The organism is Chloroflexota bacterium, assembly GCA_026706485.1.
GTDB lineage: Bacteria > Chloroflexota > UBA11872 > UBA11872 > UBA11872 > JAJECS01.
In genome coordinates this window covers 414,871-437,578 of sequence record JAPOYR010000011.1, presented here as the reverse complement: position 1 = coordinate 437,578, position 22,708 = coordinate 414,871, and the positions used below count along the sequence as shown (strand labels likewise).

General features: G+C 67.4%; 21 protein-coding genes. 7 read left to right on the top strand and 14 right to left on the bottom strand.

Going from position 1 to position 22,708, the window contains the following annotated elements:
- Positions 1 to 110 precede the first annotated feature (110 nt).
- Entirely contained in the window at positions 111 to 2,333 is a 2,223-nt protein-coding gene (locus OXG79_11490) for a copper resistance protein CopC (GenBank protein ID MCY3784394.1), read from the top strand.
- A gap of 55 nt (positions 2,334 to 2,388) precedes the next feature.
- Here OXG79_11490 and OXG79_11485 read toward each other — a convergent pair whose 3' ends face one another.
- Positions 2,389 to 3,189: a glucose 1-dehydrogenase gene (locus tag OXG79_11485; GenBank protein MCY3784393.1), complete on the bottom strand. Its 801-nt coding sequence runs from the start codon at positions 3,187 to 3,189 to the stop codon at positions 2,389 to 2,391.
- A gap of 144 nt (positions 3,190 to 3,333) precedes the next feature.
- Here OXG79_11485 and OXG79_11480 point away from each other — a divergent pair, with 144 nt between their 5' ends.
- Positions 3,334 to 4,533, top strand: coding sequence for an MFS transporter (locus OXG79_11480; GenBank protein MCY3784392.1), 1,200 nt, complete (start codon positions 3,334 to 3,336; stop codon positions 4,531 to 4,533).
- Between the two features lie 50 nt (positions 4,534 to 4,583).
- Here the strand turns inward: OXG79_11480 and OXG79_11475 are convergent, their stop codons facing one another.
- From OXG79_11475 to OXG79_11465, 3 genes are all read right to left on the bottom strand, one after another.
- Positions 4,584 to 5,201, bottom strand: coding sequence for a hypothetical protein (locus OXG79_11475; protein MCY3784391.1), 618 nt, complete (start codon positions 5,199 to 5,201; stop codon positions 4,584 to 4,586).
- 82 nt (positions 5,202 to 5,283) lie between these two features.
- A complete protein-coding gene (locus tag OXG79_11470) occupies positions 5,284 to 6,702 on the bottom strand; it encodes a hypothetical protein (GenBank protein MCY3784390.1) in 1,419 nt (472 codons plus the stop codon).
- Between the two features lie 241 nt (positions 6,703 to 6,943).
- Positions 6,944 to 7,537: an NYN domain-containing protein gene (locus OXG79_11465; GenBank protein MCY3784389.1), complete on the bottom strand. Its 594-nt coding sequence runs from the start codon at positions 7,535 to 7,537 to the stop codon at positions 6,944 to 6,946.
- A gap of 423 nt (positions 7,538 to 7,960) precedes the next feature.
- Here OXG79_11465 and OXG79_11460 point away from each other — a divergent pair, with 423 nt between their 5' ends.
- A complete protein-coding gene (locus OXG79_11460; GenBank protein ID MCY3784388.1) occupies positions 7,961 to 8,803 on the top strand; it encodes a hypothetical protein in 843 nt (280 codons plus the stop codon).
- Here the strand turns inward: OXG79_11460 and OXG79_11455 are convergent.
- The 6 genes from OXG79_11455 to OXG79_11430 all read right to left on the bottom strand — a co-directional run bounded on the left by OXG79_11455 (position 8,800) and on the right by OXG79_11430 (position 14,436).
- Positions 8,800 to 10,452, bottom strand: coding sequence for a thiamine pyrophosphate-requiring protein (locus tag OXG79_11455; protein ID MCY3784387.1), 1,653 nt, complete (start codon positions 10,450 to 10,452; stop codon positions 8,800 to 8,802). The genes OXG79_11460 and OXG79_11455 overlap by 4 nt on opposite strands.
- 52 nt (positions 10,453 to 10,504) lie before the next feature.
- Positions 10,505 to 11,659, bottom strand: a complete 1,155-nt coding sequence (locus OXG79_11450; GenBank protein ID MCY3784386.1) for a Xaa-Pro peptidase family protein — start codon at positions 11,657 to 11,659, stop codon at positions 10,505 to 10,507.
- Positions 11,660 to 11,741: 82 nt separating this feature from the next.
- On the bottom strand, positions 11,742 to 12,179 hold the full coding sequence (locus tag OXG79_11445) for a lipocalin-like domain-containing protein (protein MCY3784385.1): 438 nt from the start codon (positions 12,177 to 12,179) through the stop codon (positions 11,742 to 11,744).
- Between the two features lie 210 nt (positions 12,180 to 12,389).
- Complete coding sequence (locus OXG79_11440; GenBank protein ID MCY3784384.1) at positions 12,390 to 13,100, bottom strand: hypothetical protein; 711 nt, start codon at positions 13,098 to 13,100, stop codon at positions 12,390 to 12,392.
- A 13-nt stretch (positions 13,101 to 13,113) separates the two neighbouring features.
- A complete protein-coding gene (locus OXG79_11435) occupies positions 13,114 to 14,016 on the bottom strand; it encodes a hypothetical protein (protein ID MCY3784383.1) in 903 nt (300 codons plus the stop codon).
- A gap of 6 nt (positions 14,017 to 14,022) precedes the next feature.
- A complete protein-coding gene (locus OXG79_11430; GenBank protein MCY3784382.1) occupies positions 14,023 to 14,436 on the bottom strand; it encodes a PspC domain-containing protein in 414 nt (137 codons plus the stop codon).
- Between the two features lie 235 nt (positions 14,437 to 14,671).
- Here OXG79_11430 and OXG79_11425 point away from each other — a divergent pair, with 235 nt between their 5' ends.
- A complete protein-coding gene (locus tag OXG79_11425) occupies positions 14,672 to 15,232 on the top strand; it encodes a peptidylprolyl isomerase (protein MCY3784381.1) in 561 nt (186 codons plus the stop codon).
- A 301-nt stretch (positions 15,233 to 15,533) separates the two neighbouring features.
- The gene (locus OXG79_11420; GenBank protein MCY3784380.1) at positions 15,534 to 16,100 is read left to right on the top strand and encodes a peptidylprolyl isomerase; all 567 of its coding nucleotides are present in this window, start codon (positions 15,534 to 15,536) and stop codon (positions 16,098 to 16,100) included.
- Positions 16,101 to 16,143: 43 nt separating this feature from the next.
- Here the strand turns inward: OXG79_11420 and OXG79_11415 are convergent, their stop codons facing one another.
- Together OXG79_11415 and OXG79_11410 are read right to left on the bottom strand one after the other, a co-directional pair.
- Positions 16,144 to 17,073 carry a hypothetical protein gene (locus OXG79_11415; protein MCY3784379.1) on the bottom strand — a complete coding sequence of 310 codons (930 nt, stop codon included), beginning with the start codon at positions 17,071 to 17,073 and terminating at the stop codon, positions 16,144 to 16,146.
- Positions 17,070 to 17,993, bottom strand: coding sequence for a hypothetical protein (locus OXG79_11410; protein MCY3784378.1), 924 nt, complete (start codon positions 17,991 to 17,993; stop codon positions 17,070 to 17,072). Before OXG79_11410 ends, OXG79_11415 begins: the two co-directional genes overlap by 4 nt.
- Positions 17,994 to 18,334: 341 nt before the next feature.
- Here OXG79_11410 and OXG79_11405 point away from each other — a divergent pair, with 341 nt between their 5' ends.
- Together OXG79_11405 and OXG79_11400 are read left to right on the top strand one after the other, a co-directional pair.
- Positions 18,335 to 19,039, top strand: a complete 705-nt coding sequence (locus OXG79_11405; protein MCY3784377.1) for an HAD family hydrolase — start codon at positions 18,335 to 18,337, stop codon at positions 19,037 to 19,039.
- A gap of 13 nt (positions 19,040 to 19,052) precedes the next feature.
- Positions 19,053 to 20,441, top strand: a complete 1,389-nt coding sequence (locus tag OXG79_11400; GenBank protein MCY3784376.1) for a GNAT family N-acetyltransferase — start codon at positions 19,053 to 19,055, stop codon at positions 20,439 to 20,441.
- A gap of 134 nt (positions 20,442 to 20,575) precedes the next feature.
- Here OXG79_11400 and OXG79_11395 read toward each other — a convergent pair whose 3' ends face one another.
- The gene (locus tag OXG79_11395; GenBank protein ID MCY3784375.1) at positions 20,576 to 21,364 is read right to left on the bottom strand and encodes a hypothetical protein; all 789 of its coding nucleotides are present in this window, start codon (positions 21,362 to 21,364) and stop codon (positions 20,576 to 20,578) included.
- Between the two features lie 96 nt (positions 21,365 to 21,460).
- A complete protein-coding gene (locus OXG79_11390) occupies positions 21,461 to 22,651 on the bottom strand; it encodes a GNAT family N-acetyltransferase (GenBank protein MCY3784374.1) in 1,191 nt (396 codons plus the stop codon).
- Between the last annotated feature and the right edge of the window lie 57 nt (positions 22,652 to 22,708).

The following is a 22,708-nucleotide window of genomic DNA, read 5'->3' as shown; positions in this document are numbered from 1 at the left end:
AGAGCCTGCTCCGGACTCGATCCGGGGCCAGAATCCAGTCCGGTCAAACCCAGGGACGCCATGTCTCCGGTAGGTGCGGGTTTCAAACCCGCCCGCACCTGGCGATCCAGGTGACTCTCCGCCGCCTGACCCAGGCGCCGGCCCACCGCTGGGCGTTGGCGGTCGCGCTTGCCGCCGTGCTCATCGGCGTCGGACTCATGCCGGTTGGCGCCCATGCCAATCTCGTGCGAGCGATCCCGGCTGCCGGCTCGACGGTTGAGACGCCGCCGCAGGTCGTCGCCGCCGAGTTCAGCGAGCGGATCGAGCCTGGGTTCAGCCGCATCGATGTCTTGGATGCCTCCGGGGCGTCGGTGACCGACGGCCCCAGCCAGGTCGATCCGTCAAACCGTTCCGCCATGCTAGTCCGGGTGCCGCCGCTCGCCGATGGCACCTATGTCGTGACCTGGCGCACGTTGTCGGTGGTCGACGGTCACGTGATCCGCGGTTCCTACGCCTTCAGCGTGGGCGAGCCCATCGACGCCGACGTGGCGAGCACCCCGGCGTCCGCGCTCATTCTCAGCCCCGCCGAGCCCGTCCTTCGGGCCGCGCTGCTCGTTGGCGTCATGCTCGTGCTGGGCACCGCGGTGCATGTGCCGCTGACTTTCGCGCCGGCCGCTCGCGCGGTCGGTGTCGGCAGCGCGGGATCGCGCTACGTGGAGCTTGGATGGATTGGCCTCAGTCTGGCCGCCGGCGCCCACGTGGGACTGCTGGTGACCCAGGCCGCGGGCCTCGCGGGCGATGCCGAGGCGGACCTGGTCGGCGCCGTCGGCAGCGCGCTCGGCTTGGGCCAGTGGGGCACGTTGTGGATCGCTCGGGCCATCGCCTTCGTGGCCCTGGCGCTGGCGCTCATGCGAGCCGGCCGCGAACCGCGGCCGCTGGGAGCCTGGCTGCCGGTCGCCGCCGTGGCCGCGGCCGTGCTCGTCACAGTTTCATTGGGCAGCCATGCGGCGGCGCTGCTGGAATCCTCGGCCGCGGCCACCAGCGCGGACGTGCTGCACCTGCTCACGGCTGCCCTGTGGGCCGGCGGTCTGGCGCCGCTGCTGCTTTCGCTCGCGCACGCCCGCCGGACGCTGGACGACCACCCGCGCCGCCGTCTGATGGGGGCGCTGCTGGCGCGGTTTTCCACCATTGCCACGATATCGGTCGGCGCTCTCGTCATCACCGGGGCGTTTGCCACCTGGATTCAAGTCGTCGAGCTGCCGCGCCTGGCGCAAACCGACTACGGCCGGGCCCTGGTGGCCAAGCTCGCGCTGGTGGCGCCCCTGATTGGCCTCGGCGCGGTCAACCTGCTCTGGACGCGGCGTCGCCTGAGCGATTCGCGGCCCTCGGCCGCCGGCCGCTGGGCGCCGCGCCTGGTGGCCGCCGAGGTGCTGCTTGGCGTCGCCGTGGTTGTGGTGGTCGGCCTGCTCACCAGCCTCGAACCCGCGCGCCAGGTCGCGTTGGGAGATGCGCGCGGCGTCAACCTGGAGACTCGCGTCGACGACCTCGACGTGTCCCTGAGCATTCAGCCCGGTGCCCCGGGCAACAACACCGCCGCCCTGACGCTGCAGGATCGGGGGCAGCCCGTGGTCGACGCCGACGTCGAGCTGCACGTCAAGTTCCTCGACTCGGATATCGGGCAGCGCGATCTGCGTCCGACTCCGGACGCTGACGGACGCTACATCGTGGCGGGCGACTTCATCGGTCTCGTCGGGCGCTGGCAGGCGCTGGCCATCGTCCGGCGCCCCGGCGAATTCGACGCGCGCGCGCCCTTCCGGTTCGACGTGACGCCGGGCGGCTCAGCGGCGGGCGGCGCGCCGCCGCCGGCCGCCGACGACGTGCGCCGCGTATGGGCCATCGCGCTCGCCGGCCTGGGACTCCTTCTGGCCTTCGCCATGCTGCAGCCCATGGCCTGGGCGGACTGGGCACGGCGGGGCGTGACGGTCGCCGGCTTCGGCGCTGGCGCGGTAGGGCTGGCGCTGCTCGTCACTACCCCCGAGTTCGCTCCGAGTTCGTTGAGCGCCGTGAACCCCGTACCGCCCGACCAGACATCCATCGATGCCGGACGCGTGCACTTCGAGGCCCACTGCGTCAGTTGCCACGGTCCGGGCGGACAGGGCGACGGACCGCTGGCGGCTGGACTCGATCCGCCGCCGCTGGACCTGACCATTCACGTGCCGCTGCATCCCGACGGCGAGCTTTACGGCTTCATCGAAAGCGGTATCGCCGACACGGCCATGCCGGCGTTTGGCGAGACGCTGACCGTGTTCGACATCTGGAACTTGGTCAACTACCTCCAGACACTGCCGCCATAGCCTGCTCGATCAGGCTCCCTCTCCCCAGGGGAGAGGGCCGGGGTGAGGGGACGGCCTACTCGTCGTAGTTCCCCGCCCACGCGCCCTGGGCCATGTAGCCGCCGTCGACGCACAGGTATTCGCCGGTGATGAAGCTGGCCGCATCGCTGGCGAGAAACAATGCCGCGTTGGCGATGTCGGCGGGCTGACCGATGCGTGGAATCGGGTGTGTGCGCCCCCAGGTCTCGACCATCTCGTCCTCGTCACCCGCCGCGCGAGCCTGTGTCCGAAGCATGGGCGTATCGATCGATCCCGGGTTGATGGCCACCACCCGGATGTTCTCTCGGGCATAGTCCAGCGCCATGTTGCGCGTCAGGGACAGCAGCCCGCCTTTCGACGCCGCGTAGGCCGGCACCATGGGTTGCGATTGCAGGCCCTGCACGCTGGCGACGTTGATGACGACGCCTCCGCCGCGCTCGCGCATCGAGGGAATGGCGTATTTGGACATCAGGAAGCAGGCTTTCAGGTTGACCCCGATGATCCGGTCCCAGCCCTCCTCGGTCTCGGCATCGAGCTTGACATAAGAACCCATCGGCTGAATGCCGGCGTTGTTCACCAGCACGTCCACGCCGCCGAAGGCCGACACGGCCTGCTCGATGGCCCGCTTGGCGTCCGCGTGGCTGCTCACGTCGGCAATCGCGTACTGCGCCGTGCCCCCTTCGTTCCCCAGGCTGCCGGTCAGCGCCGCGGCCGCCGCTTCGTCGATGTCCACCACCGTGACCGACGCGCCGGCCCGCGCGAAGCCCTTACTGACGCCGCCGCCGATGCCTTGAGCGCCGCCCGTCACCACGACTGACTTTCCGTCGAATGTGCCCACCTGTGCCCGCTCCTTGTGGCCCCCGCGTGTGGGGCCACGATAGCCCGTCTCACTCCCGCCTAGAATGCCCGCACGCCCTCGCGGGGAGACAGGCCCACGTCCTTCATTCCGTCGCTGACCGCCCCTCAGCGCATCACGGCGACGCTGTTTGCCGCCCAATCCGCCTTTTCGGCCGCCGGTATCGCCAGCTTCTCGGTGCTGTCCATCAGCGCGGCGATTCTGGCGGGAGACCCCGCCTATGCGGGAATCCCCGGCGCCGCCATGCTGTTTGGTCGGGCGCTGGCGGCCTACCCGATTGGTTGGCTCATGGATGCCGCCGGGCGTCGGCCCGCGCTCGCGCTCGGCTATCTCACGGGCGTGGCCGGCGCGGTCGTGGGAGCCCTTGCCATCATGGCCGAGTCATACCCGGGGCTGGTGGCCGGAGCCGCGATCTTTGGCATGTCGCGGACCGCGAGCGATCAGTCGCGTTACGTCGCCGCCGAGGTGCATTCGCCGCAACGCCGCGGGCGCATCATCGGCCGCATCGTCTTCGCCGGCACCGTCGGGTCGATCACTGGGCCGCTGATTGTCAAGGCGTCCACGAGCCTGGCCGAGGGCGCTGGGATCGATGAATTCGCCGGGCCGTGGCTGGCCGCCGCCGTGCTGGTCGGTGCGGCTGTGGCCCTGGTCCTCGCGTTCGTACGACCCGATCCACGCGACATGACCATCGCGTCGCCGCTGGCCCCCATTGCGGCCGGCGGCGGCCTGGATGCCGATGCGCGTCCGTTGCGCGAGATCTTTCGCGCCGTCAACGTCCGGGTGGCCGTGCTCGCCATGCTGATCGGCCAGCTCGTGATGGTGATGGTGATGACCATCGCGCCCGTGCACCTGCACGATCACGGCCACGTGCCCACCACCATCTCGATCGCCATCGCGGTCCACACCGTGGGCATGTTCGGGCTGGCGGCGCTCACCGGACGCCTGGTTGACCGCTACGGTCAGTTGCCGGTGATCGCGCTGGGCGCGGCGCAGCTGATCGCCGCCAGCCTCCTGACGCCGTTTTCGGCCGACCTTGGCGTGATGCTCCTGGCGATGTTCCTGGTTGGCTACGGCTGGAACATGTGCTTCGTCGCCGGCTCGGCCTTGCTGATTGTCGGCCTCTCGCCCCGCGAGCGAGGCCGCACCCAGGGTGCCGGCGACGCGCTTGCGGCCGTGGCCGCGGCCACCGGCAGCCTGGCGACGGGTCCGGTATTCAGCGCGGGCGGTATGAACTGGGTCGGCGTCGCCGCGCTCGCGGGCTCATTGGTGCTGGTCACCGTCCTCGCCCGGCGCGGCCTCGCGCGGCAGCGAGCGGTTGGGGCCTAGGTCCGCCTCCGCTCGACGCACGAGCTTTCCACGGAACTCACGCTTCGCGTCTAGCGCAGCGTGCGGGCGCCGCGCGGCCACCGATAGCGACGCCACTTCTTGCTCGAGTCGTCTTCCTCCACGCGGAAACGCCGCTGGCGTCGCGGGCGATTGGACCGCCGGTAGGCCACGACGAGATAAATGACGGCCAGGCTGCCGCTGGCGATCGCCGTCCACGCGCTGGGCACGAAATCCGGTTCAGCGACCAAGAAGGCGATACCCGTAGCGCCAAACGGCAAGCTGATGACGGCTGCAGCCTGCCGGTGGCTCATTGGCTGCAGCCACCACGAGGGTTCAACGGCTGGGACCGGGCGCGGCAAACTGCTGCTGGCGGAGTGTTCGCCTGCGCCGGCCAAGTCGATGTGCCGGCGGCCCTGGGTTATCCGCCGCACGGAGAGCAGACCGCGAATCAACATCGACACACCGATTCCGGCCAAGATGAACCACATGCCGACCGCCATCGACTGCGTGACAAGCACAGCCGTGCCGAGCGCTACCAGGAAGCACGCGGAGGCGGCGCCCAGCCAGCGAGAACGCGGCGGGCCGCGCCGCCTTCTGGGCTCTTCAAAATTCGGATCACTCAGCGACGGCCCGCCCGGGCCAAGGCTGTCGTGCCACCCGTACGCCATGAGGTCAGAATAGCCTGGGCACTGCGCCGCCTTGCGGGCGACCGCCTATCCAGCCGTGGGACCACGCCAACCCGTGCGAGACCTAGTCACCTGTGCTCGCGGTGGTTTCGGAGTCAGACTCCGAATCCGGCGGCCGGTCGGACCGCCAGATGATGCCGAGGTCCTCGTCCAACGTGGCGATGAAGGGCTCTTGCGTGCTGCGGATGAAACCGGCGGCGACGCGAGGATTCTGGGACGAGTCGTTCAGTGAAAGCCCAGGGCTGCCTTGCGAAAAGCCCAGATTGGCGCGCACCGTGCCCTGGGCATCGTAGATCTCAAACGCGGAACCTTGCGGCGTATGCGCCACGCTGGTCCGCACGGTGCCGGATTCGTCGAACAGCCCCAGCACTTCACCCTCGGCGCTGATACCGAGCGCCGCTCTCGGAACCCCCTGCTCGTCCTGAAGCACGAGCCTGGTGGCGTCGGCCGTATCGCTCAAGTGCGCGCGCACGGTGCCCTCGGCGTCGGCGAATTCAAGCGAAGACCCAAGACCGACGAAGCCCAAGGCGGCGCGGATGGCGCCCGTCTCATCGGAGAATCCCATGACCGACCCATCGTCCGAGACTCCGAGGGACACGCCGAAGCTGTCGCGCGCGTCGAAGAGGAAGAGTGATGAGCCTTCGTCATCGCTTTCGAGGACGGAACGAACCTGGCCTCGAGGTCCATAGAAGGTCAGGGAGCTCTCAAAGGGATTGACCAAGAACGCGGCGCGTTGCTCCTCGTCATCGCCCCTCAGGATGACCCCAACCTGGTCGAGGTTGGTGAGGCCAAAGTCCCCCCGCGCGTTGCCGGCGGCATCGTGGAGCCTCAGGATCGGTCCGGTCGGACCGGCGCTCAGCTTCGCGCGCGCGATGTCTTCCCTGTCGGCCAGCACGACCTCGGGTGCGTCATCGCGGACGCCCACGAGCAGGCGCCGGTCGCCGTCCTGATCCCAGAAGCGGAGGAAGCCATCGCCGTTTCCGGAGGCGGAGCTGAGCGCCAGCGCCGTCCGCGGACGCCCCTCCAGGTCGACCATTTCCAGGTGGGGAAGTCCATTTGCGTTGAGCTTCATCGTGGCGCGGGCGGAACTCGCGGGTAGGCCCGGGCCGTTGACGGTGAGCTCCGGCCCGGTGTCCGTCACGCCGATGAACAGCTGAGACTCGCCGCCGCCGCCCAAGACTCGCAATGACGGCCCGGCTTCTTCCATCTGCAGGACGGCGCGTTCCTGGCCGCTGTCGTCCACGAGGCGGAAGCGTTGGGCGCTGAGCATGGGGTGAACCGTGTCGAGTGACGTGGACGCGTCTTCCAGGGCAAGCACGCGCGGCTCCAAAGCCGCGCCTGCGGCTTCGAGCCGGTCGACCCGCGCGGTAGCGTCCGCCAGCTGCTGCTGCAGGTTGATGACGAGCACGAAGGCAACCGCGGCCAAGGCGATGGCGCCAAGCGGCACGGCCACGAATCCGACAAGTTGAAGGCGGCGTTTCATCAGGTGGCTCCCCTGTCGACGACGTGAGTCTGGTGAGCGGACCCCGCGCGGGCTCCGAGAAGTCGAGTGTCGCCCGGACCCTAACCTATGTCGCCAACCGCGGCCGCGGTGGGGAGGCTTGGCCGTCGTCGTTCTCGCGCCAGCGTGCGCGGAGGGGCAAGCGATCGGCGCGCGGAGCGCGGGTAGTCGCCGGGTCTGTCGCGCCTGCGAGGACGAAGGAAACTGACGGCGAGCGGGGCCCCTACATCCGCAGGCGGTCGATCAGCTCTTCATCCAGCTCGAAGCGCTCGTCCGCGGCCTTGAAGAGATTGGACGAGTACATCGGGCGTCCGTCGCTGCCTTGCCGCGGCCCGTGGATCAGCCACGCAATGGCCCCCTCGCTCTTGAGGACTTGCACGGCGGGATAGAGATCCCCGTCGCCGGCCACGAGCGCCACGTGCTGCACCTGCCTCCGGCTGGCGAGCAGCGCCATGTCAAGACCCAGCAGCAGATCGACTTGCTTCTGCTCGAATACCGGGTTCCCCCACTCGTCGATGCCGCTCTTGCGGAGATAACCCAGTCGCACCTCGAAGCGGGGCAGATACCGCAGCGCGTCCTCGAAGCGTCGCGAGTTCGAATATCGGTCAATTTCCTCCGGCGTTGGGGGATCGCTCTGATACGGACGGCAGTTGTAGTAGTACGTCCGCAGGACTTCGACGGGATCCGGGCTGTTGTCCTCGACGTGGTTCTGAATCTCATCGACGAGCTTCGTCAGATCGATCCGAACGCCGCCAAACTCGTACTTGAGCACCGACTCCAGGTACGCGCCATCAATGAAAATCGCCAAGCGGGCCATGGGACATGCTCCGTCCATGAAAGGGCTGGGCCTAAAGCCCTAGCCGTTCGACAACCACGCGACGTGCGGCGGGATTCTCACCCTGCTGGACGCGGGTTCGCGCCTCGTCGCGCGTTCCAGTCGTCGTCTCAGAGCCGCCGGAGCGATCTGACGATCTGCTCCGGCGTCCATCCCAGCACTGCTCGCGGCGGGTGGAATGGCATTCGGCCGTACACGCCCGGACTCAGAGTCGCCGCACTTCAACCCGTATGACTGTAAGCATAGCCACTGTCGCGCGGAAAACCTTGGACGACGTGCCTCGATTCGTGAGGCATCTGCCGCGATGGCTCACTACCCGCGCCATCCCCCGAAAAGGAGCGGCGTCTTACCAAGCGTGCGGCAGAGTCCCCGGTACGCGTGCAGTCTCCGCCTGTGTGAGGCTTAGTGGGCGTCGGAACAGTTGCGATCGAGGCCTTGATGCGAATCGGCATGGTCACCCTGTGTTCCCTGCGCGGACAGCAGGCCGCGAATCTGGAGAAGATCGAGGCCTTCGCCGAGCAGGCGGCCGCCGCCGGGTGCGACCTGGTGCTCTTCCCCGAATTCTCCGTGCACGGTCCCTGGGTGACCTACGACGCGGATGCCGACCTCGCCGACCTCGAGACGCAATCCGAAGCGATTCCCGGCCCCTCGACCGAGCGGCTGGCGCGCCTTGCCGCGCGACTTGGTCTGGCGATCGGCGCCGGCATTGCCGAACGCGGGCTCGCGCCGAAGCCGTTCAATGCGTACGTCATCGTGGACGGCGACGGCGTGCGGCACGTCCAGCGCAAGCTGCAACCGACCACCAGCGAAATGGACTTCTACCGCGGCGGTGGCGACGACATGGCGCCATTCCGGCTTGGCCCACACACAATCGGCGTGACCATCTGCGCCGACAACGAGTCCCCCGCCATCCACGACACGCTCGTGGGGCTCGGCGCTCGCGTCATCGTCGAGCCGCACTTCGACTGCATCAAGGATTTCCAGAATGCCGGGGATTCATGGGACAAAATCTTGGACTTCAACCAGCGCGACACGCTCAAGCGCCGTGCCGAGAACCTGGCCGAACGGCTGGGCGTGTTTGCGCTCTATTTCGATGCCAAGGACCCGCGCGGCGACTTCAACGAGCGCCCAAATTGGCCGCACCGGGTCACCGGCCGGTCGGCGGTCTTCGGCCCGGGCGGCGCGCTGCTGGCGGCGAACGCCGGCAACGAGGAATCGTTGCTGGTCGTCGATATCGAGCCCGCCTAGCCAATCACATTCTTGTTCGAGAACGTGATCTCCTCGCTGGTGATGAATTCCAGCAACGCCGTGCGGCCGTCTTCCGTCGCACGTCGGGCTCGCTCCAGGGCCGGGCCGACGTCGTCCGGCTCGTCCACGCGCTCGCTCCACGCCCCCATGGCCGCCGCCATGTCCGCGTAGTCGCCGCCGATGTCTCGCGTGCGGTACTTCGCGTGCGAGAGCGGCAAATGGCGGGCCTCGATGGCCATTGACGAGTTGTTGAGCACGATGGTCAGAATCGGAATCTTGCAGCGCACGGCGGTTTCGATGTCGAGTCCGGTCATCCCGAAGGCGGCGTCGCCCATGTAGTTGACGACGAACTTGTCGGGGGCCGCCAGCTTCGCGCCGAGACTCAGGCCCAGTCCTGTGCCCAGCCCGTGGGACTTGCCCCAGCCGAGGTATGTCCGCGGTCCGCCGGCCTGGTAGAACGGCATGATCTGATCACGCGGGCTCCCCGAGTCGTGCGTCACGATGGCCTCGTCCGGGTCGACCCGCTGCATGAACTCCCAAATGACCCGGTAGGGATTGATGGGCTTGGCGTCCGAGGCCAGCTTCGGCATCCAATCGCTCAGCCAGCCGCGCCGCAGCTGCTCGATCTGGTCGGCCGGCGCTCCATCGCGGGCATTCGAGCTCCCACCCATGAGATCGGTACACGCATCCACGAGGCTGCGCAGCGCCAGCTTCGCGTCGCCGACTGCCGCCACGTCGACGTCGTAGTCCTTGGCAATGTCGCGCCGGTTGTTGGTCAGCTGAATGATGGTCGTCCCGGCCGGAATGGGCATCGACATGATGTGTTTGGTGAAGCTGCTACCGATCCCGCACACCAGGTCCGCCTGCTGCACGAAGTGCCGCGCGGCCTCGTTCATCACGCCCGACACGCTCCCGAGGGCCAGCGGGTGCTTCTCGGGAAACGCGCTCTTGCCGGCCATGGTCGTCGCGACCGGTGCGCCAAGCAGCTCCGCGAGCTCTATCAGCTCGCCGCTCGCGCCCGCGTAGAGCGCGCCTTGCCCGGCGAGTAGCACCGGGTGACGGGCGTCGAGCAGGGCGCGCGCCGCACGTCGGACGTCGTCCGGATTCGGGGCCGCCACCACGGGTCGCACCGGTCGATAGCCGGCCGGAATGGCGTCGTCCACCTCGGCCTCGGCCACGTCGGCGGGAATCTCGAGCATGACGGGTCCGCCGGGACCCATGCGCAGCGCGGCGAACGCCCGCCGCATCCGATCGGCGACATCCTCGGGTGCATTCAAGCGCTGGATGGACGTCGTGATCGGGGCATAGGCGCGTACGGAGCTGAACAAGGGCGCCACCCCTTCGCGATCTCCCGGCTGTCCCAGCGGCAGCACCAGCAGCGGCGACGCGTCGGTGAACGCCGTGGCGATGCCGGAAAACGCGTTCTCCGCGCCCGGTCCGTACTGCATCGCGAACACGCCGGGCGGATTGCCGTTGGTGACCCGCGAGAATCCGTCGGCGATGTCCACGCCCACGCGCTCCTGCCGGCAGATGACCGGGCGGATGCCGACTTCGGCCACGGCCTCGATCACGGGCGTGGTTGGGTAGGCGCTGAGGAACTCGATGCCCTCGGCCTGCAGGATGTGGGCAATCGCGACCGTGGTTTTCATGCGGGGACCTTAGTTCGGCACGAGGCAGCCGACGCGTACGCTACCACCGATTTCACAGCGGCCACGTGCGCACCGGGATGCTGGAAAGCCGTTCGGGCGCGCCGTCGGTCACCAGCACCGCGTCCTCGATCTTCGCTCCGCCGGTCCCCGGCCGCCCCAGGATGGTCTCGAATACCACCACCATGCCGGTCTGGATCACGTCGGTCGAATCGAGTTGAATGTCCGGCAGCTCGTGCACCCAGCAGCCGATGCCGTGGCCGAGCATGCCCGGCGGATGGTCCGGCGTCGGGCGATACAGGCAGTCGCCGAGCCCATTGGCTTCCGCCATTCGAATCCCCACGCGGGCCACGTCGGCCGCGGCCATTCCGGGGCGCAGCGAGTCCACCATGGCTTCGTACACAAGGGCCGTGGCTTCCATGATGTGCCTGACCTCCGGCGCCACAAGGCCGACGGTGGTGACCCGCGAGAGATCGCCGCGGTAGCCGCGATACATGGCCCCGCAGTCCACCTGCACCTGGTCGCCCGCCTGGAGGATGCGGTCTGTGCGCATGCCCATGCCGTGCGCCACGCTTGCTCCGCTGTAGATCTGCGGGTTGTAGTAGAGGCCGTCCGCCCCCGCCTGCAACAGAGCTTGGTCGACCGCGACTTGCAGCGAGCGCTCGTTCGCACCCTCATGGACGCCCTCCAGAAAGGCCCGCCCGCCGTGATCGTTGATTGACATGCAGGTGCGAATCACCTCGATCTCGGCCGGACTCTTGATTTGCGCTACTTCCTTCACCAGGCGCGTGGCGTCCACGATCTCGCACTGCCGGTGAGCCGCCTTCAGGCCCAGATAGACCGGAGCGGGCAGGTAGTCGAATCCCGCGACGCCGATCCGCTTCGCTGTGCTCGGCAGCAGCTCCGGCAGGCTCGACTCGAACTTGTAGGAGATCACTACGTCGTCGACCCACGTCCGCGAGGCCGGATCGTCCCAGAACCCATTCGTCACCAGGACGGCATCCGGCCGCTCGCCGGGGATCAATAGGAAATAGGACACGTCATGCAGGCCCAGATCGGGTTCGTAGCCGCCGAGATAGGCCACCGGGCCCTGGCTGTTGCGAACCGAGTACGCGATCAGCGCGTCCAAGCCCGTGTCGCGCATGCGCGCGGTAACCGCGGCGGCGCGGCGCTCGAACTCGGTCCGGGCAAAGGCACGCGGATAGCTCACCGTGGACTCCTTGTTTCACGCCCAAGCGCATCCTACGCGCCGGCGCCAGTCGCCCGCTGTCACGAGCGTCGCTCCGGCGGCGCTACTCGCCGTCCCGAACGCGCTCCAGGACCAGATGCGCGGTTTGCTCGACGCCGCCGAGCACGAACGGCGGCGTTCGCAGCCGCAGGCGATCCCCCTCGAGCTCGTAGAAGCGCTCTTGGTCCACGCCGCACCAATTCGGAAAGTGGCTGAGCTCAATGTGGTGAATGACGCGGTCGGGGAGCACGGTGTAGCGCCCGCAGTAGGAGACATAGGATTTCATGGCCCGCGCGTACTCGTCGGGCGTGCCTGCGAGGCGGTCCTCGGAGGCGAGATTTGCCCGATCGGCGCCCATGATCGTCACCGACATGTAGCCCTGTGGCGTATAGATCAGGTAGCCGCTGACCTGCACGCCATACGGCAGTCGAGTCGCTCCGGACTCCGGTCGCGACTCGTACGACACGAGCCGCCACACCCCCACGATCGAGTGCTGCGTCATGCGTTGATGTCCACTGGCCTTGTGCCGCCGACCGACGTCATGTGCTTCAGTATTCCCAGGTAGGAAACCATTGCGTCACCCCTCCGTCATTCCGGCGAAGGCCGGAATCCAGTCCGGCCAAGTCCGGAGACGCGCCGGATACTTGACGTCGGGTGGGTCTGAGACCCGCCCCTCCTCCTCTAGTCAAGGGTCTCCAGGCTGCGGGCGCGACTATTTGTGTCCGCGGGCCGCTTTCCACGCGGGGAAGCCCTGCATGTTGTCGTCAGTTGGCGGGTAGACGTCGACGGTGGACGCGCCCCCTTCGATCAATTCGAGGACATACTCCTCCTTGAGGTCCATTTCCACGCCCTCGGCGGCGACTTCGGCGGCGACCTCCGGTGGCACCACGGCCGCGCCGTTCGCATCGCACACGATCCAGTCGCCGGGCACCACGGTGCACCCGGCGCATCGAACCGGCACGTCGTGCCCGATCGGTACCAGGTCGCGCATGTGCGCCGCGCCATGAATGCCGCGCACGAACACCGGCATCTCCAGTTGCCCGATAGCCTCGGGGTCTCGCACTGCCCCATCCACGACGAACGCCGCGCCGCCGCGCTTGGCCACGCGCGTGAGCAGGATGTCACCCAGCACCCCGGCGCCCAACTCACCGCCCGCCTCCGCCACCAGCACCTCGCCGGGCTCGATCGACTCGATCGCCAGGCGCTGCGGATTTTGAGACAGGTCGTCGGGATAGAGATCGGGCCGGTGGGGCGTGTAGCGCAGCGTGCGCGCTCGGCCCACCGCCCGTGCAGCCGGACCGACCGGACGCAGCCCGCTGAAGTAGACGTTGCGATAGCCGCGCTGCTGCAGAAGGTGGGTGAGCGTGGCCGTCGACGTGGCGGCCAGAAGACTCTTGACTTCCGAGTCGGGCAAGTTCGTCATGGCGGATACTCCTTCAGCGAATCTCAACGTGGCTGGCGCCGGCATCGATCGTGATGTCCACGCGGTTGGCGGCGCGATCGAAGTCTGGCGAAATGTAAACGTCGTCGGACGCTTGCGGAAATCGATCCTCGTCAATCTGAATGCTCGAAAGCCCGGCATCGACCTCGATCCGTGCTGTCACGCCTTCCGGAACGGTGATCCGCAGGCTGGCCGCGCCGACCTCGATGCTGGCTTCGGTTCTTCCAGCGGCGGCGGGCATCACCACGTCGATGTCGGCGGCGCCGCCCTCGATCTCGAGGAGTTGGAGACGGAGGCCGCGAAGATTCAGGTCGATGTCGGCGGCGCCGGCCTCCACGCGCACTTCGGTGGGAATGTCCGGCGTGAGATGCAGGTGCCAGTCCTCCGACGAGCCCTGGCCGGGCCAAATCGAAAACTCCCGGCCGGGCCCGCTCCCGAGTTCGATAACGCTTCGGCCGCCGGGCTGATGCGATTCGCTGATTGCGTAGTCGATGTCGACCGCGCGCGATTCCAGATTGCCGGCGATCAGCAGACCAGAAGGCGCCTGCGCGCCCAGACTAAGCGAGCCTGCCCCCACGTTTACTTCAAGGCGTACCGCGGTGGCTTGCCCCCGTTCCACGGCGATCGTTCGGTGGTGAAGGACCGGCCCCTTGCCTGCCGCCGCCAGACCCCACGCCGTGCCGAATCCGGCGATCAGCACGACCAGAAAGGCTGTCGAGCCAAGCCAGGCACGCACGCGTGAGAGCGCCAGGCCGGCGCCCACCGCCACCAGCGCCACCGGCCACAACGACCAGGCCACGGGCCAGAAGCGGTCGGGCAGGACGTCGAAGTTCCAAAGCAGGGCGACGATCCCGACGAGGATCAGCGCCCCGCCGAATCCGAAGCCGCGCTGGTCCAAGGCTGCCTACCGTCGCTGGTTGAAAATCAACACGCCGCCGATCGCGATGAGGATGAGCGGCCAGAGCCGCCAGGCGTCGAACCAGCCAAACTGGCTCATGAGCGCAGCGGCGCCGATGATGACCAAAACCGATCCCACCACCAGCGCGGCGCCGTTGGTCGCGTGAGCGTATCGGGCCGGAGTGGCCGGTTGGCTGCCCTCTGCCCGCTGCGCTTCGGCATCATCGTCGAGCGGTGGCGCGGTCGGCATGACGATTGCAAGGGTGACGTACACCAGCAGCCCCACGCCGCTGGAGAGAAACACGGCGATCACCCAGAGCATGCGGACGATCACCGGATCCACGCGCAGATACTCCGCCATCCCGCCGGCGACGCCGGTGAGCATGCGGTCGACCTGGCTCCGGTAGAGGCGTTGGGTCATGGCGCGTCCTCAGTCAGTGGCAACCCGGTTCGCAGGGGACAGTTTAGAACTGCGACCGCACGACTGCGCGACAGAAGGTAGAGGGCGCTGCGACAATGCGGACGGTGCCGAGGCGGGTAAGGGAACGTGGGACATGTGGCGACTCGCGCTGGTGGCAGTGCTGCTGGTGGTTGTGGCCGTGGGGTGCGGCGAAGCGGAACCCGAGGGCCCCAAGACCTACGCCGCCTATCCGGCCATGGACATTCCCGCCGGTGAGCCGTGGGTCATCGTGACCACCAGCCTGGGGCGCATGACCTTTACGCTGTTCGCCGAAGAGGCGCCGCTAGCCGTGAACAGCTTCCTCTTCCTGGCCAATGAGGGCTTCTTCGACGGGGTGACGTTCCACCGCCTGATCCCGGGCTTCATGGTGCAAGGTGGCGATCCCACCGGCACGGGCACCGGTGGCCCGGGCTACACCTTCGAGATCGAGCCGCCGCAGCGGCCCTACGTGCGCGGCGGCCTGGCGATGGCCAATAAGGGTGCAGGCACCGCCAACGGCTCGCAGTTCTTCATTATCCTCGACGACCTCACGGAGCAGGGCCGGCTGTCGCCGGACTTCACGCTCTTCGGCCAGATCAAGGAAGGACACCAGGCATCGTTCGACACGTTGGCCAAGATCGAGGCGGTGCCGGTCGGCGCGACGGCGGACGGCGAGTCGTCGGCGCCGCAGCAGGCAATCACGATTTCGGCGATGAAGACCGGCGTGACGCTCAACTGCTCCGGCGAGGGTGCGATCGGGTTCACCTGCAAGCCGTAAGGGCTAGGTGCTGACGTGGCGCCCTCAGCCGCTCGCGCAGGAGTCCCGCACTGACGTGAACTGAGCCGGGTGTCACGTGACGGGCGGTACGCGAACCGCACGTGGCATTGACCGTCCATCACATGGCCGGCGTGCGACAAAGCCTTGAACCCGCTGCGACAATGCGGATGTCGCGGAGGCGGACGAAGGAGCGTGGGACATGTGGCGACTCGCACTGGTGGCGGTGCTGCTGGTTGTAGTGGTGGTGGGGTGCGGTGAAGCCGAGCCCGAAGGCCCCAAGACCTACGCTGCCTATCCGGCCATGGACATTCCCGCCGGTGAGCCCTGGGTGATCGTCACGACCAGCCTGGGGCGCATGACCTTCACCCTGTTCGCCGAAGAGGCGCCGTTGGCCGTCAACAGCTTCCTGTTCCTGGCAAACGAGGGCTATTTCGACGGCGTGACCTTCCACCGGCTGATCCCGGGCTTCATGGTGCAGGGCGGTGATCCCACTGGCACGGGGACGGGAGGCCCGGGCTACTCCTTCGAGATCGAGCCGCCGCAGCGGCCCTACGTCCGGGGCGGGCTGGCGATGGCGAACAAGGGCCCGGGCACGTCCAACGGGTCGCAGTTCTTTATCATCCTGGACGACCTCACGGCGCAGGAGCGGCTGTCGCCGGACTTCACGCTCTTTGGGCAGATCAAGGAAGGACACCAGGCATCGTTCGACACACTGGCCAAGATCGAGGCGGTGCCCGTGGGCACGGCCGCGGACGGCGAGTCGTCGGTGCCGCAGCAGGCGATCACGATTTCGGCGATGAAGACCGGCGTGACGCTCAACTGCTCCGGCGACGGTTCAACCGCGGCCGGATTCAACTGCCGGCCCTGAGCGTTTTGGGGTAGGGGCGGGTTTCAAACCCGCCCGAGCACGCTCACCGCGCGAACCAGCGGATCGCGTGGCGGGACTCGCTGTCGTGAAAGCGCAGCGTGTAGGGATCGCACAGGCGGCGGATCACGCGGCCGTCGGTGCGCACGATCAACCAGCCGAAGTCCCAGGCCCGGGTCGCATACCGCAGTGGAATTGACGCCCGGACTCTCGGCAGCGGGTGCGTCCCGCCGATGAAGAGCCGTTGCTCCGTGTAGTAGTAGCTTGATCCGACCTGGATGAAGACCTCGTGGTCAACTGCGTCCGATTCAGGTCCGGCCAGGTCCGCACACAGCCCCCGAATCGAGGCCTTGACCTCGCCCCCGGAACCGCAAACCTCGCCCAGGGCATCTTCCGATCCGTGGACCACCGCCCCCTCGGCGTCGTGCGCCAACACCTCGGTCCAGTCGTCCCGCACCAGGAAGTCGAAGTGCTCGAAGTCGTAGATGAAGGTGCTGCTCGGGGCGTTGGTCTCGGCGTCCCAGCTGTCCAGCACGTGGTACTTGGGCATGTCGGGATGACTGTCGATCGGCGCCGCGCCGGTCGCGCCGGCGCTCGCCACCCCGTCGAGGTGCGGTCGCGCGATGGCCTGCGTGCCGTCCTGGTTGTAGAGGAAGAACGACATCGACGGCCGCGGGCCAAAGGCGTCCGGCAGGCTTACCGGCTGCCTGAGCGTCATGATGCCCGCCGCCCAGCGGTCCTCGACCAGATATGTCGTCCGGAACTCCGCCAGCTCGCGCACGACCTCCGGGCTGTCCGACGTCGTATCCACGTGCTCGTTGTGGCGAAACTCCGTGCCGATGTGCAGGTCGGCGCCCCGCCGGATCGCGTTGGCCAGCGCCTCGAATCCACCCTCGCGCACCCGCCGCTCGGCGTCGAGCGACAGCGCCCGGACCAGGCGTCCCGGCGAACTGGTGGCCGGCGAATCTGAGGTCACGCGGTCCACTCGATGCGCCGCCCAATCGCGCGACCGGCCAGACGTGGGATCCAACGCGAAATCGCCAGCAGCGGCCGCGCCAACAGCGGCACCGCCGGCGACCCGTGCTCCGTCCGCCGCTCCTGTTCCTCGGTCCAGAGCTCCGAATACATGCCGTAGGTTGCCGTGATGAGGAATGGCCGCACCAGCTTGATGGTCGCCCACACGAGTGCCGGCAGCATGGCCCCGTACGTCGCCCTGGCCCCGCTTGGTTCGTCAAGCGTGAACGCCAACGTCGTCAGCACAACCGCCAGCGGCACCGCTGTGGGCGCCGACGACACGACGAAGGTGCCGAACACGATGGGGAAGCGGCGGCCGCTCATGCGCCAGGACTCGATCGTCGCCAGCGTGGCGGGCAGGTTGCCGTGCACCGCGAAGAACGGCGCCAGGAGCGTCCGGGAGTGAATGTAGAGTGCTGCGACACCAATCAGCACCACCCAGGCGGCCGTCAACGCCAAGCCCGCCGCGCCTTCGACCGGCGCCTCATTCCGCTGCCACTCGAACAGATTCAACAGCACCAGAATCGGCGCCCAGAAGATGACCGTGGTGTGCACGTTGGTCCAGAGGTAGCGCGGCAGCCACCAGAGCCCCTGGCGCATCGCGCTGATGAAGCTGAGGCGCACGCCATGGAACCCGGCGGCGACGGCAACCATCACCACCACCGGCGCGGCCGACGCGGAGACGGCATTGAGCACGTAGAGCAGCGCCGATCGGCCAAATCCCTCCGGAATGTCCGAAGCCGTCACATACGCGGCGACCGCCGCCGGCGCCGCGAAGGCGCTCAGGATCTGGACGTACAACCAGGGAGTCGCCCCCAGCACGCGCAGTCCCCGGCGCGTGTAGCCGAGGGATCCGGTCCATGCCGCGCTGAGGGTGGGCATGCGTCAGCCGATCACGCTGGGCTTAGGACCCGGATCCCCGCCGATTGTCATCACGGGCTACGCCAGTGGGCCTCATGCAACTGGAGATTTTGTCATAGCCGCGCGGGAGACCTTCGCGAGGTGTTGCACTTCGTCTGTGAATTTAGGGAATCCACCCATCCCCCACCTCGAACCCTCCAGGTCTCCTCCGCAAGTCCTCCGCCGCCCCGAGTCCCCCAAGGATCTCAATCGGCCGAATCAGGGAATTCCGGACCATCGCCGGCCACCCGTTTGGCGACAACTGCGTCGGGATATGCTGCGGGAAGCGACCGAATTGAGTTCGCCCTCCCCAACTCCGTCACATGCCAGATTCACCCATCCAAGCCGTGTTCTTCGACCTCGACGGCACGTTGCTGGACCACGACGCGGCCACCCGAGCCGGGGCGCTCGGCATGTTCAGCAGGTACCGAGACCGGCTGATCGGTTCCGACGAGCATCTCCTCAAGCGCTGGGAAGACCTGACGGAATTTCACTTCGATCGCTACCTGCGGGGTGAAACCACGTTGGAAGACCAGCGCCGTGGTCGGATCCGTGGCCTATTCAGTCTCATATCACGCGAATTGCCCGACGCCGAAGCCGATCGGGCCTACGCCGTTTACAGCGACCACTACGACCAGAACCTGACGCTGTTTTCAGATGTCAGCGACACCCTGGAGGCACTGCGTGGTCTCTGCCTCGGTGTCATCACGAACGGTGGGTCGGTGCACCAACGACGGAAGCTCGCGGCCGTCGGCGTCTTGGACAGCTTCACGACGGTGGTGGTCTCCGAGGAGGTTGGAGTTGCGAAACCCTATCCGAGGATCTTCGAGGTGGCCTGCCAAGCCCTAGGTGCGCCGCCGTCGGCGTGCGTGCACGTCGGCGATCGCTTGGACGCGGACGCGATTGGAGCCCGCGATGCGGGGCTCAAGGGCGTTTGGCTTGACCGGCACGATGAGGGTTCTGGACCGGCGGGCGTCACACGGATCACCAGCTTGACCGAAATTCCGGCGCTGGTATTGGAGCCCTAGCGCCCGTCGCCCCATGTTGCCGCGCACAATTCGAACCAAGCGGCTCACCCTTCGACCGCACCGGCCGGATGACATCGAGGCCATGTCGCGCTACATGGCCGATCCGAAATTCACCGATGACGACCCGGCAGCGCCCCGGATCGACCCGGCGGCGGACGCGCGTGAGTGGCTGGCGCGCGCGCAGCAGCTCGACTGGCGCACCGAACCTCATTGGGGGATATGGCTCGACCGAGATCTGGTCGGTGGCGTCGATCTCCGGATCGAAATCTCCAACCGGCGGGCCGAGATTGGCTATGAAGTGGCGCGTGCGCACCGAAGCTGCGGGATCGCCACCGAGGCCGCCGCGGCCGTGATCGAGTCCGCCTTCGCCGCGGAGCCGGATCTGAATCGTGTCTTCGCCAGGGCCGACGCGCGCAACCAGCCGTCAACCCGCGTCCTGCGGAAGCTGGGGATGCGGTACGAAGGCACGTTGCGCGAGCATTCGGCGAAGTCCGGCACGCCTGCGGATGAGGTGCAATACGGGCTGCTGCGCCGCGAATCCGAAGGCTCTCCGGAGTATCCGCGGGGCTCCGCGCGCGGCTGGCCACGCACGGTGATCGATCCGATCCGACTATTCGATCTGCGGCTTCCGGATCTCGTGCACCTGAACACGTACTTCGTAAATGCGTTTCTGGAGGACGAACGCGGTAACCCTGGGCTCTTGCGGGAGTTCGGGTCCCGCCTGTACGCGGCGCTCATGCCGCTGCCCGAGGTGGCCGCGCACTTCTCCGACGCCTCGCCCGGGTTCCGTGCCGGACTGCGCGAGGCCGAAGCGCATCCGCTGAAACTCTCGCCCGAGGAGTTGCGATCCACGCAAGAGTCGATCCTGCGACGCTGCGCCTGGAACGTCGGCATGGCCAAATCGCCGGCCACCTGGGACGCCCTGACGTGGGGCTCGTGGAGTCCGAGCGAAATTCATGACCGCGTGGACGTCCGCGATCGCGTGGTCCTGGATATTGGTGCCGGCACGGGCCAGGCCACCTTGCGGTGTGCGCCGTATGCCGCGCGGGTGTTCGCGCTGGAGCCTGTCGCCGCGCTGCGTGAATACATCGAGCGGAAATTGTCCGCACACGGATTTTACAACGTCACCACATTGGACGGACTTCTGGAACGGGTACCGCTGGCAGACAATGCCGTGGACGCGGCGATCTTGACCAACGGGTCGTTCGGTTGGAAGCCGGATGAGGAGCTGCGCGAGATCGATCGTGTGGTGAGACCCAGCGGGACCGCCCTCATGCTGGCGCCGTGCCGACCGAGCGATTCGGAAATCCTGGACCGGATCCGCCGCGCAGGCTACGACGCGTTTGACCTCGAGATGCCGACGATGGGCACGTTCCCGGGCTTCATCAAGCGGTTCAGCTAGTGTTTACCGTCCGTTGAACCGTCGCGACCACGCGTCGGCGTTGCACTCAGGCACCCCGGTCGATGGCAATGCCAAGCCTGCGTGGTGCTAATGGCTCCGAACCCGGCGGCGCCGTGACCGCACTCCCTGATCCTTCACCGTACGAGCGGCACGACTCGCTGACGGTCGTGACCTACGACCACCTCGAGATCGTTCGCAAGCGTCCCGACGTCGACTTCTACGTTGACCTCGCCCGCCGGTCCCGTGGGCCTGTATTTGAACTGGGATGTGGCACCGGCGAGGTCCTTTTCCCGATTGCCCGAGCTGGCCTCGATGTCGTCGGGATCGACATTGCGTCGCCCATGCTCGACAGCTGCCGCGCCAAGCTGGTCCGCGAACCCCAACGCGTTCGGCGGCATGTTGAGCTCGTCCAAGCCGACATGCGGCGGTTCGACCTTGATCGGTCGTTCGCCCTCGCGATCATCCCATTCGGCGGATTCATGCATCTCCTCACGCACGACGATCAGGTGAAATGCCTCCGCACGGTTCTCCGTCACCTCACGGCTGGTGCACGGCTGGCCCTGGACCTGCCAAGTCGCCGGCCGGCATGCTTCGACAAGCTCGGCCCAACGGACTGGAGACTGGACGACGGTCAGGTCTCTCTCGGGGACGGTCGGCGAATCGCGCGATTCACCCGATCCGTTGCCCGGGACGAAGGGCGGCATATATTCGACTTCGAAGTCGCGTTCGAGGTGGTGGGTCGCGACGGTCGCTCGAATCGCGTGATCGAACGCATGCCGCTGCGATACACGTCCCCTGCGCAGATCGAGCAGCTCCTCGGAGAGGTCGGGCTCGAAATCGAGCACATCGATGGCGGGTTCGATCGCCAGGCATTCGACGCTCGCTGCTCTGAGGATCTCGTAGTTGTGGCGCGCTCTTTGCACGGCGATGGGAAGTCCTAGCTGCGGCGGCTATCCGGCAAGGTTCTAATCAGCTCGACGCCTATCAACGGTCGAGATGGCAACCTCGAGGCGCCGGCATCAATACCGGTCCGGCCAGAAGCAGTAGCCGTCATTGCGCGGAAAGAGTTTCGCCAGCACGGCGTCGGAGACACCGGTCGCGCGGGCCTGGCCGATCTCCTGAAGTTCTCCAAACGTCCGGTAACCGAACAGAAGCTGCACGAGCCCAAGCCGATCAATTGACAGCTCGGCGGGCGGCGACTGCCCGCCAAGCGTGACGCAGCCCTCGCCGATGTCGGTCTTCACATGCAGCGTTCCGGGCAATGGCAGCTCGCAGGCGGCTGCGCGGTAAGCAAGCGCCGGCGTGTACTTCTGCAACACGGCGTCCAGGTCGACGATGCACGCCATGTAGCCGACGTCTTCCGGTCGTGTCACCTCGACCGCGCCACCAAGTCGAGTCAGCAGCGGACCCAACCCCGTGCCCGGATGCAGACTGGCCAGCAGGCCCGTCGCGCCGCGCGATCTGGCCATCCCGGCCAATCCGCCGGCTAGGGCTAATCCGGCGGCGTCATGGCCGGCCACCGCTTCCGACACCGACAGGCAACCGTCCGTCAGCTCGGTGTCGACCACCGCGTAAGCCGCCGGGCGCCCACGCGCGTCGCGACTCACGAACGCTTGCGGCTTTCGGAACCAGTCCGAGCCCTGCCTGGGACCTCGCCACGCGCCTTCGCGCCGGACGACCGAGCCGTCGAGTGATCCGTACGCCGCGTTGCAAATGCGAGCGATCGGAACCCAGTCCGAGGGCTGGAGATCTTCGAGCGAAGCGGCTGGCCCATTCGTCTCGAGGGCGTCGAGTTCGATCCGGATTTCGTACTCCGGGCAGACCGTGGCGTAGCCGAAGCGGTGATAGAAGTCCGGAATCCCGAACAGCATGCTGATCGGGTAGCCCCGGTCGGCCGCAAACCGCTCGCAAGCCTCCATCAGCCGCCGCGCATATCCCTTCAAACGATGCGGCTCGGGCGTCCCCACGCCGGCCACGCCGGCGCTGCGCAGCTCGGCGTCCCAGGCTCGCACCGCGACGTCGACCACCCAGAGTTGGCTGACCAGCTCCCCGTCTACCTCGAGCCACAGGCGATCAACGACTTCCTTGGACACCCAGCCGGCGGTGTCGCCGGCATCGTTGAGCGTCACCGGCACGTGCTCGACGAACTCCTTGAGCGACGGGCCAGCGCCCTCCGCGCCAAGGTGGTTTGAGCTGGCGCGTGGCGACATTTCGCCTCCTCGTTCCGTCGCGCCGCATTCGCCCATGCTTCGGAGCATAGCCGTCCG

What these genes read in the sequence shown, in the direction of transcription:
- OXG79_11475 (MCY3784391.1), bottom strand. Translation starts at nt 5,201, where the DNA reads ATGGCGTACGGGTGGCACGACAGCCTTGGCCCGGGCGGGCCGTCGCTG.
- OXG79_11470 (MCY3784390.1), bottom strand. Translation starts at nt 6,702, where the DNA reads ATGAAACGCCGCCTTCAACTTGTCGGATTCGTGGCCGTGCCGCTTGGC.
- OXG79_11465 (MCY3784389.1), bottom strand. Translation starts at nt 7,537, where the DNA reads ATGGCCCGCTTGGCGATTTTCATTGATGGCGCGTACCTGGAGTCGGTG.
- OXG79_11455 (MCY3784387.1), bottom strand. Translation starts at nt 10,452, where the DNA reads ATGAAAACCACGGTCGCGATTGCCCACATCCTGCAGGCCGAGGGCATC.
- OXG79_11445 (MCY3784385.1), bottom strand. Translation starts at nt 12,179, where the DNA reads ATGACGCAGCACTCGATCGTGGGGGTGTGGCGGCTCGTGTCGTACGAG.
- OXG79_11440 (MCY3784384.1), bottom strand. Translation starts at nt 13,100, where the DNA reads ATGACGAACTTGCCCGACTCGGAAGTCAAGAGTCTTCTGGCCGCCACG.
- OXG79_11430 (MCY3784382.1), bottom strand. Translation starts at nt 14,436, where the DNA reads ATGACCCAACGCCTCTACCGGAGCCAGGTCGACCGCATGCTCACCGGC.
- OXG79_11425 (MCY3784381.1), top strand. Translation starts at nt 14,672, where the DNA reads ATGGACATTCCCGCCGGTGAGCCGTGGGTCATCGTGACCACCAGCCTG.
- OXG79_11420 (MCY3784380.1), top strand. Translation starts at nt 15,534, where the DNA reads ATGGACATTCCCGCCGGTGAGCCCTGGGTGATCGTCACGACCAGCCTG.
- OXG79_11410 (MCY3784378.1), bottom strand. Translation starts at nt 17,993, where the DNA reads ATGCCCACCCTCAGCGCGGCATGGACCGGATCCCTCGGCTACACGCGC.
- OXG79_11405 (MCY3784377.1), top strand. Translation starts at nt 18,335, where the DNA reads ATGCCAGATTCACCCATCCAAGCCGTGTTCTTCGACCTCGACGGCACG.
- OXG79_11400 (MCY3784376.1), top strand. Translation starts at nt 19,053, where the DNA reads ATGTTGCCGCGCACAATTCGAACCAAGCGGCTCACCCTTCGACCGCAC.
- OXG79_11390 (MCY3784374.1), bottom strand. Translation starts at nt 22,651, where the DNA reads ATGTCGCCACGCGCCAGCTCAAACCACCTTGGCGCGGAGGGCGCTGGC.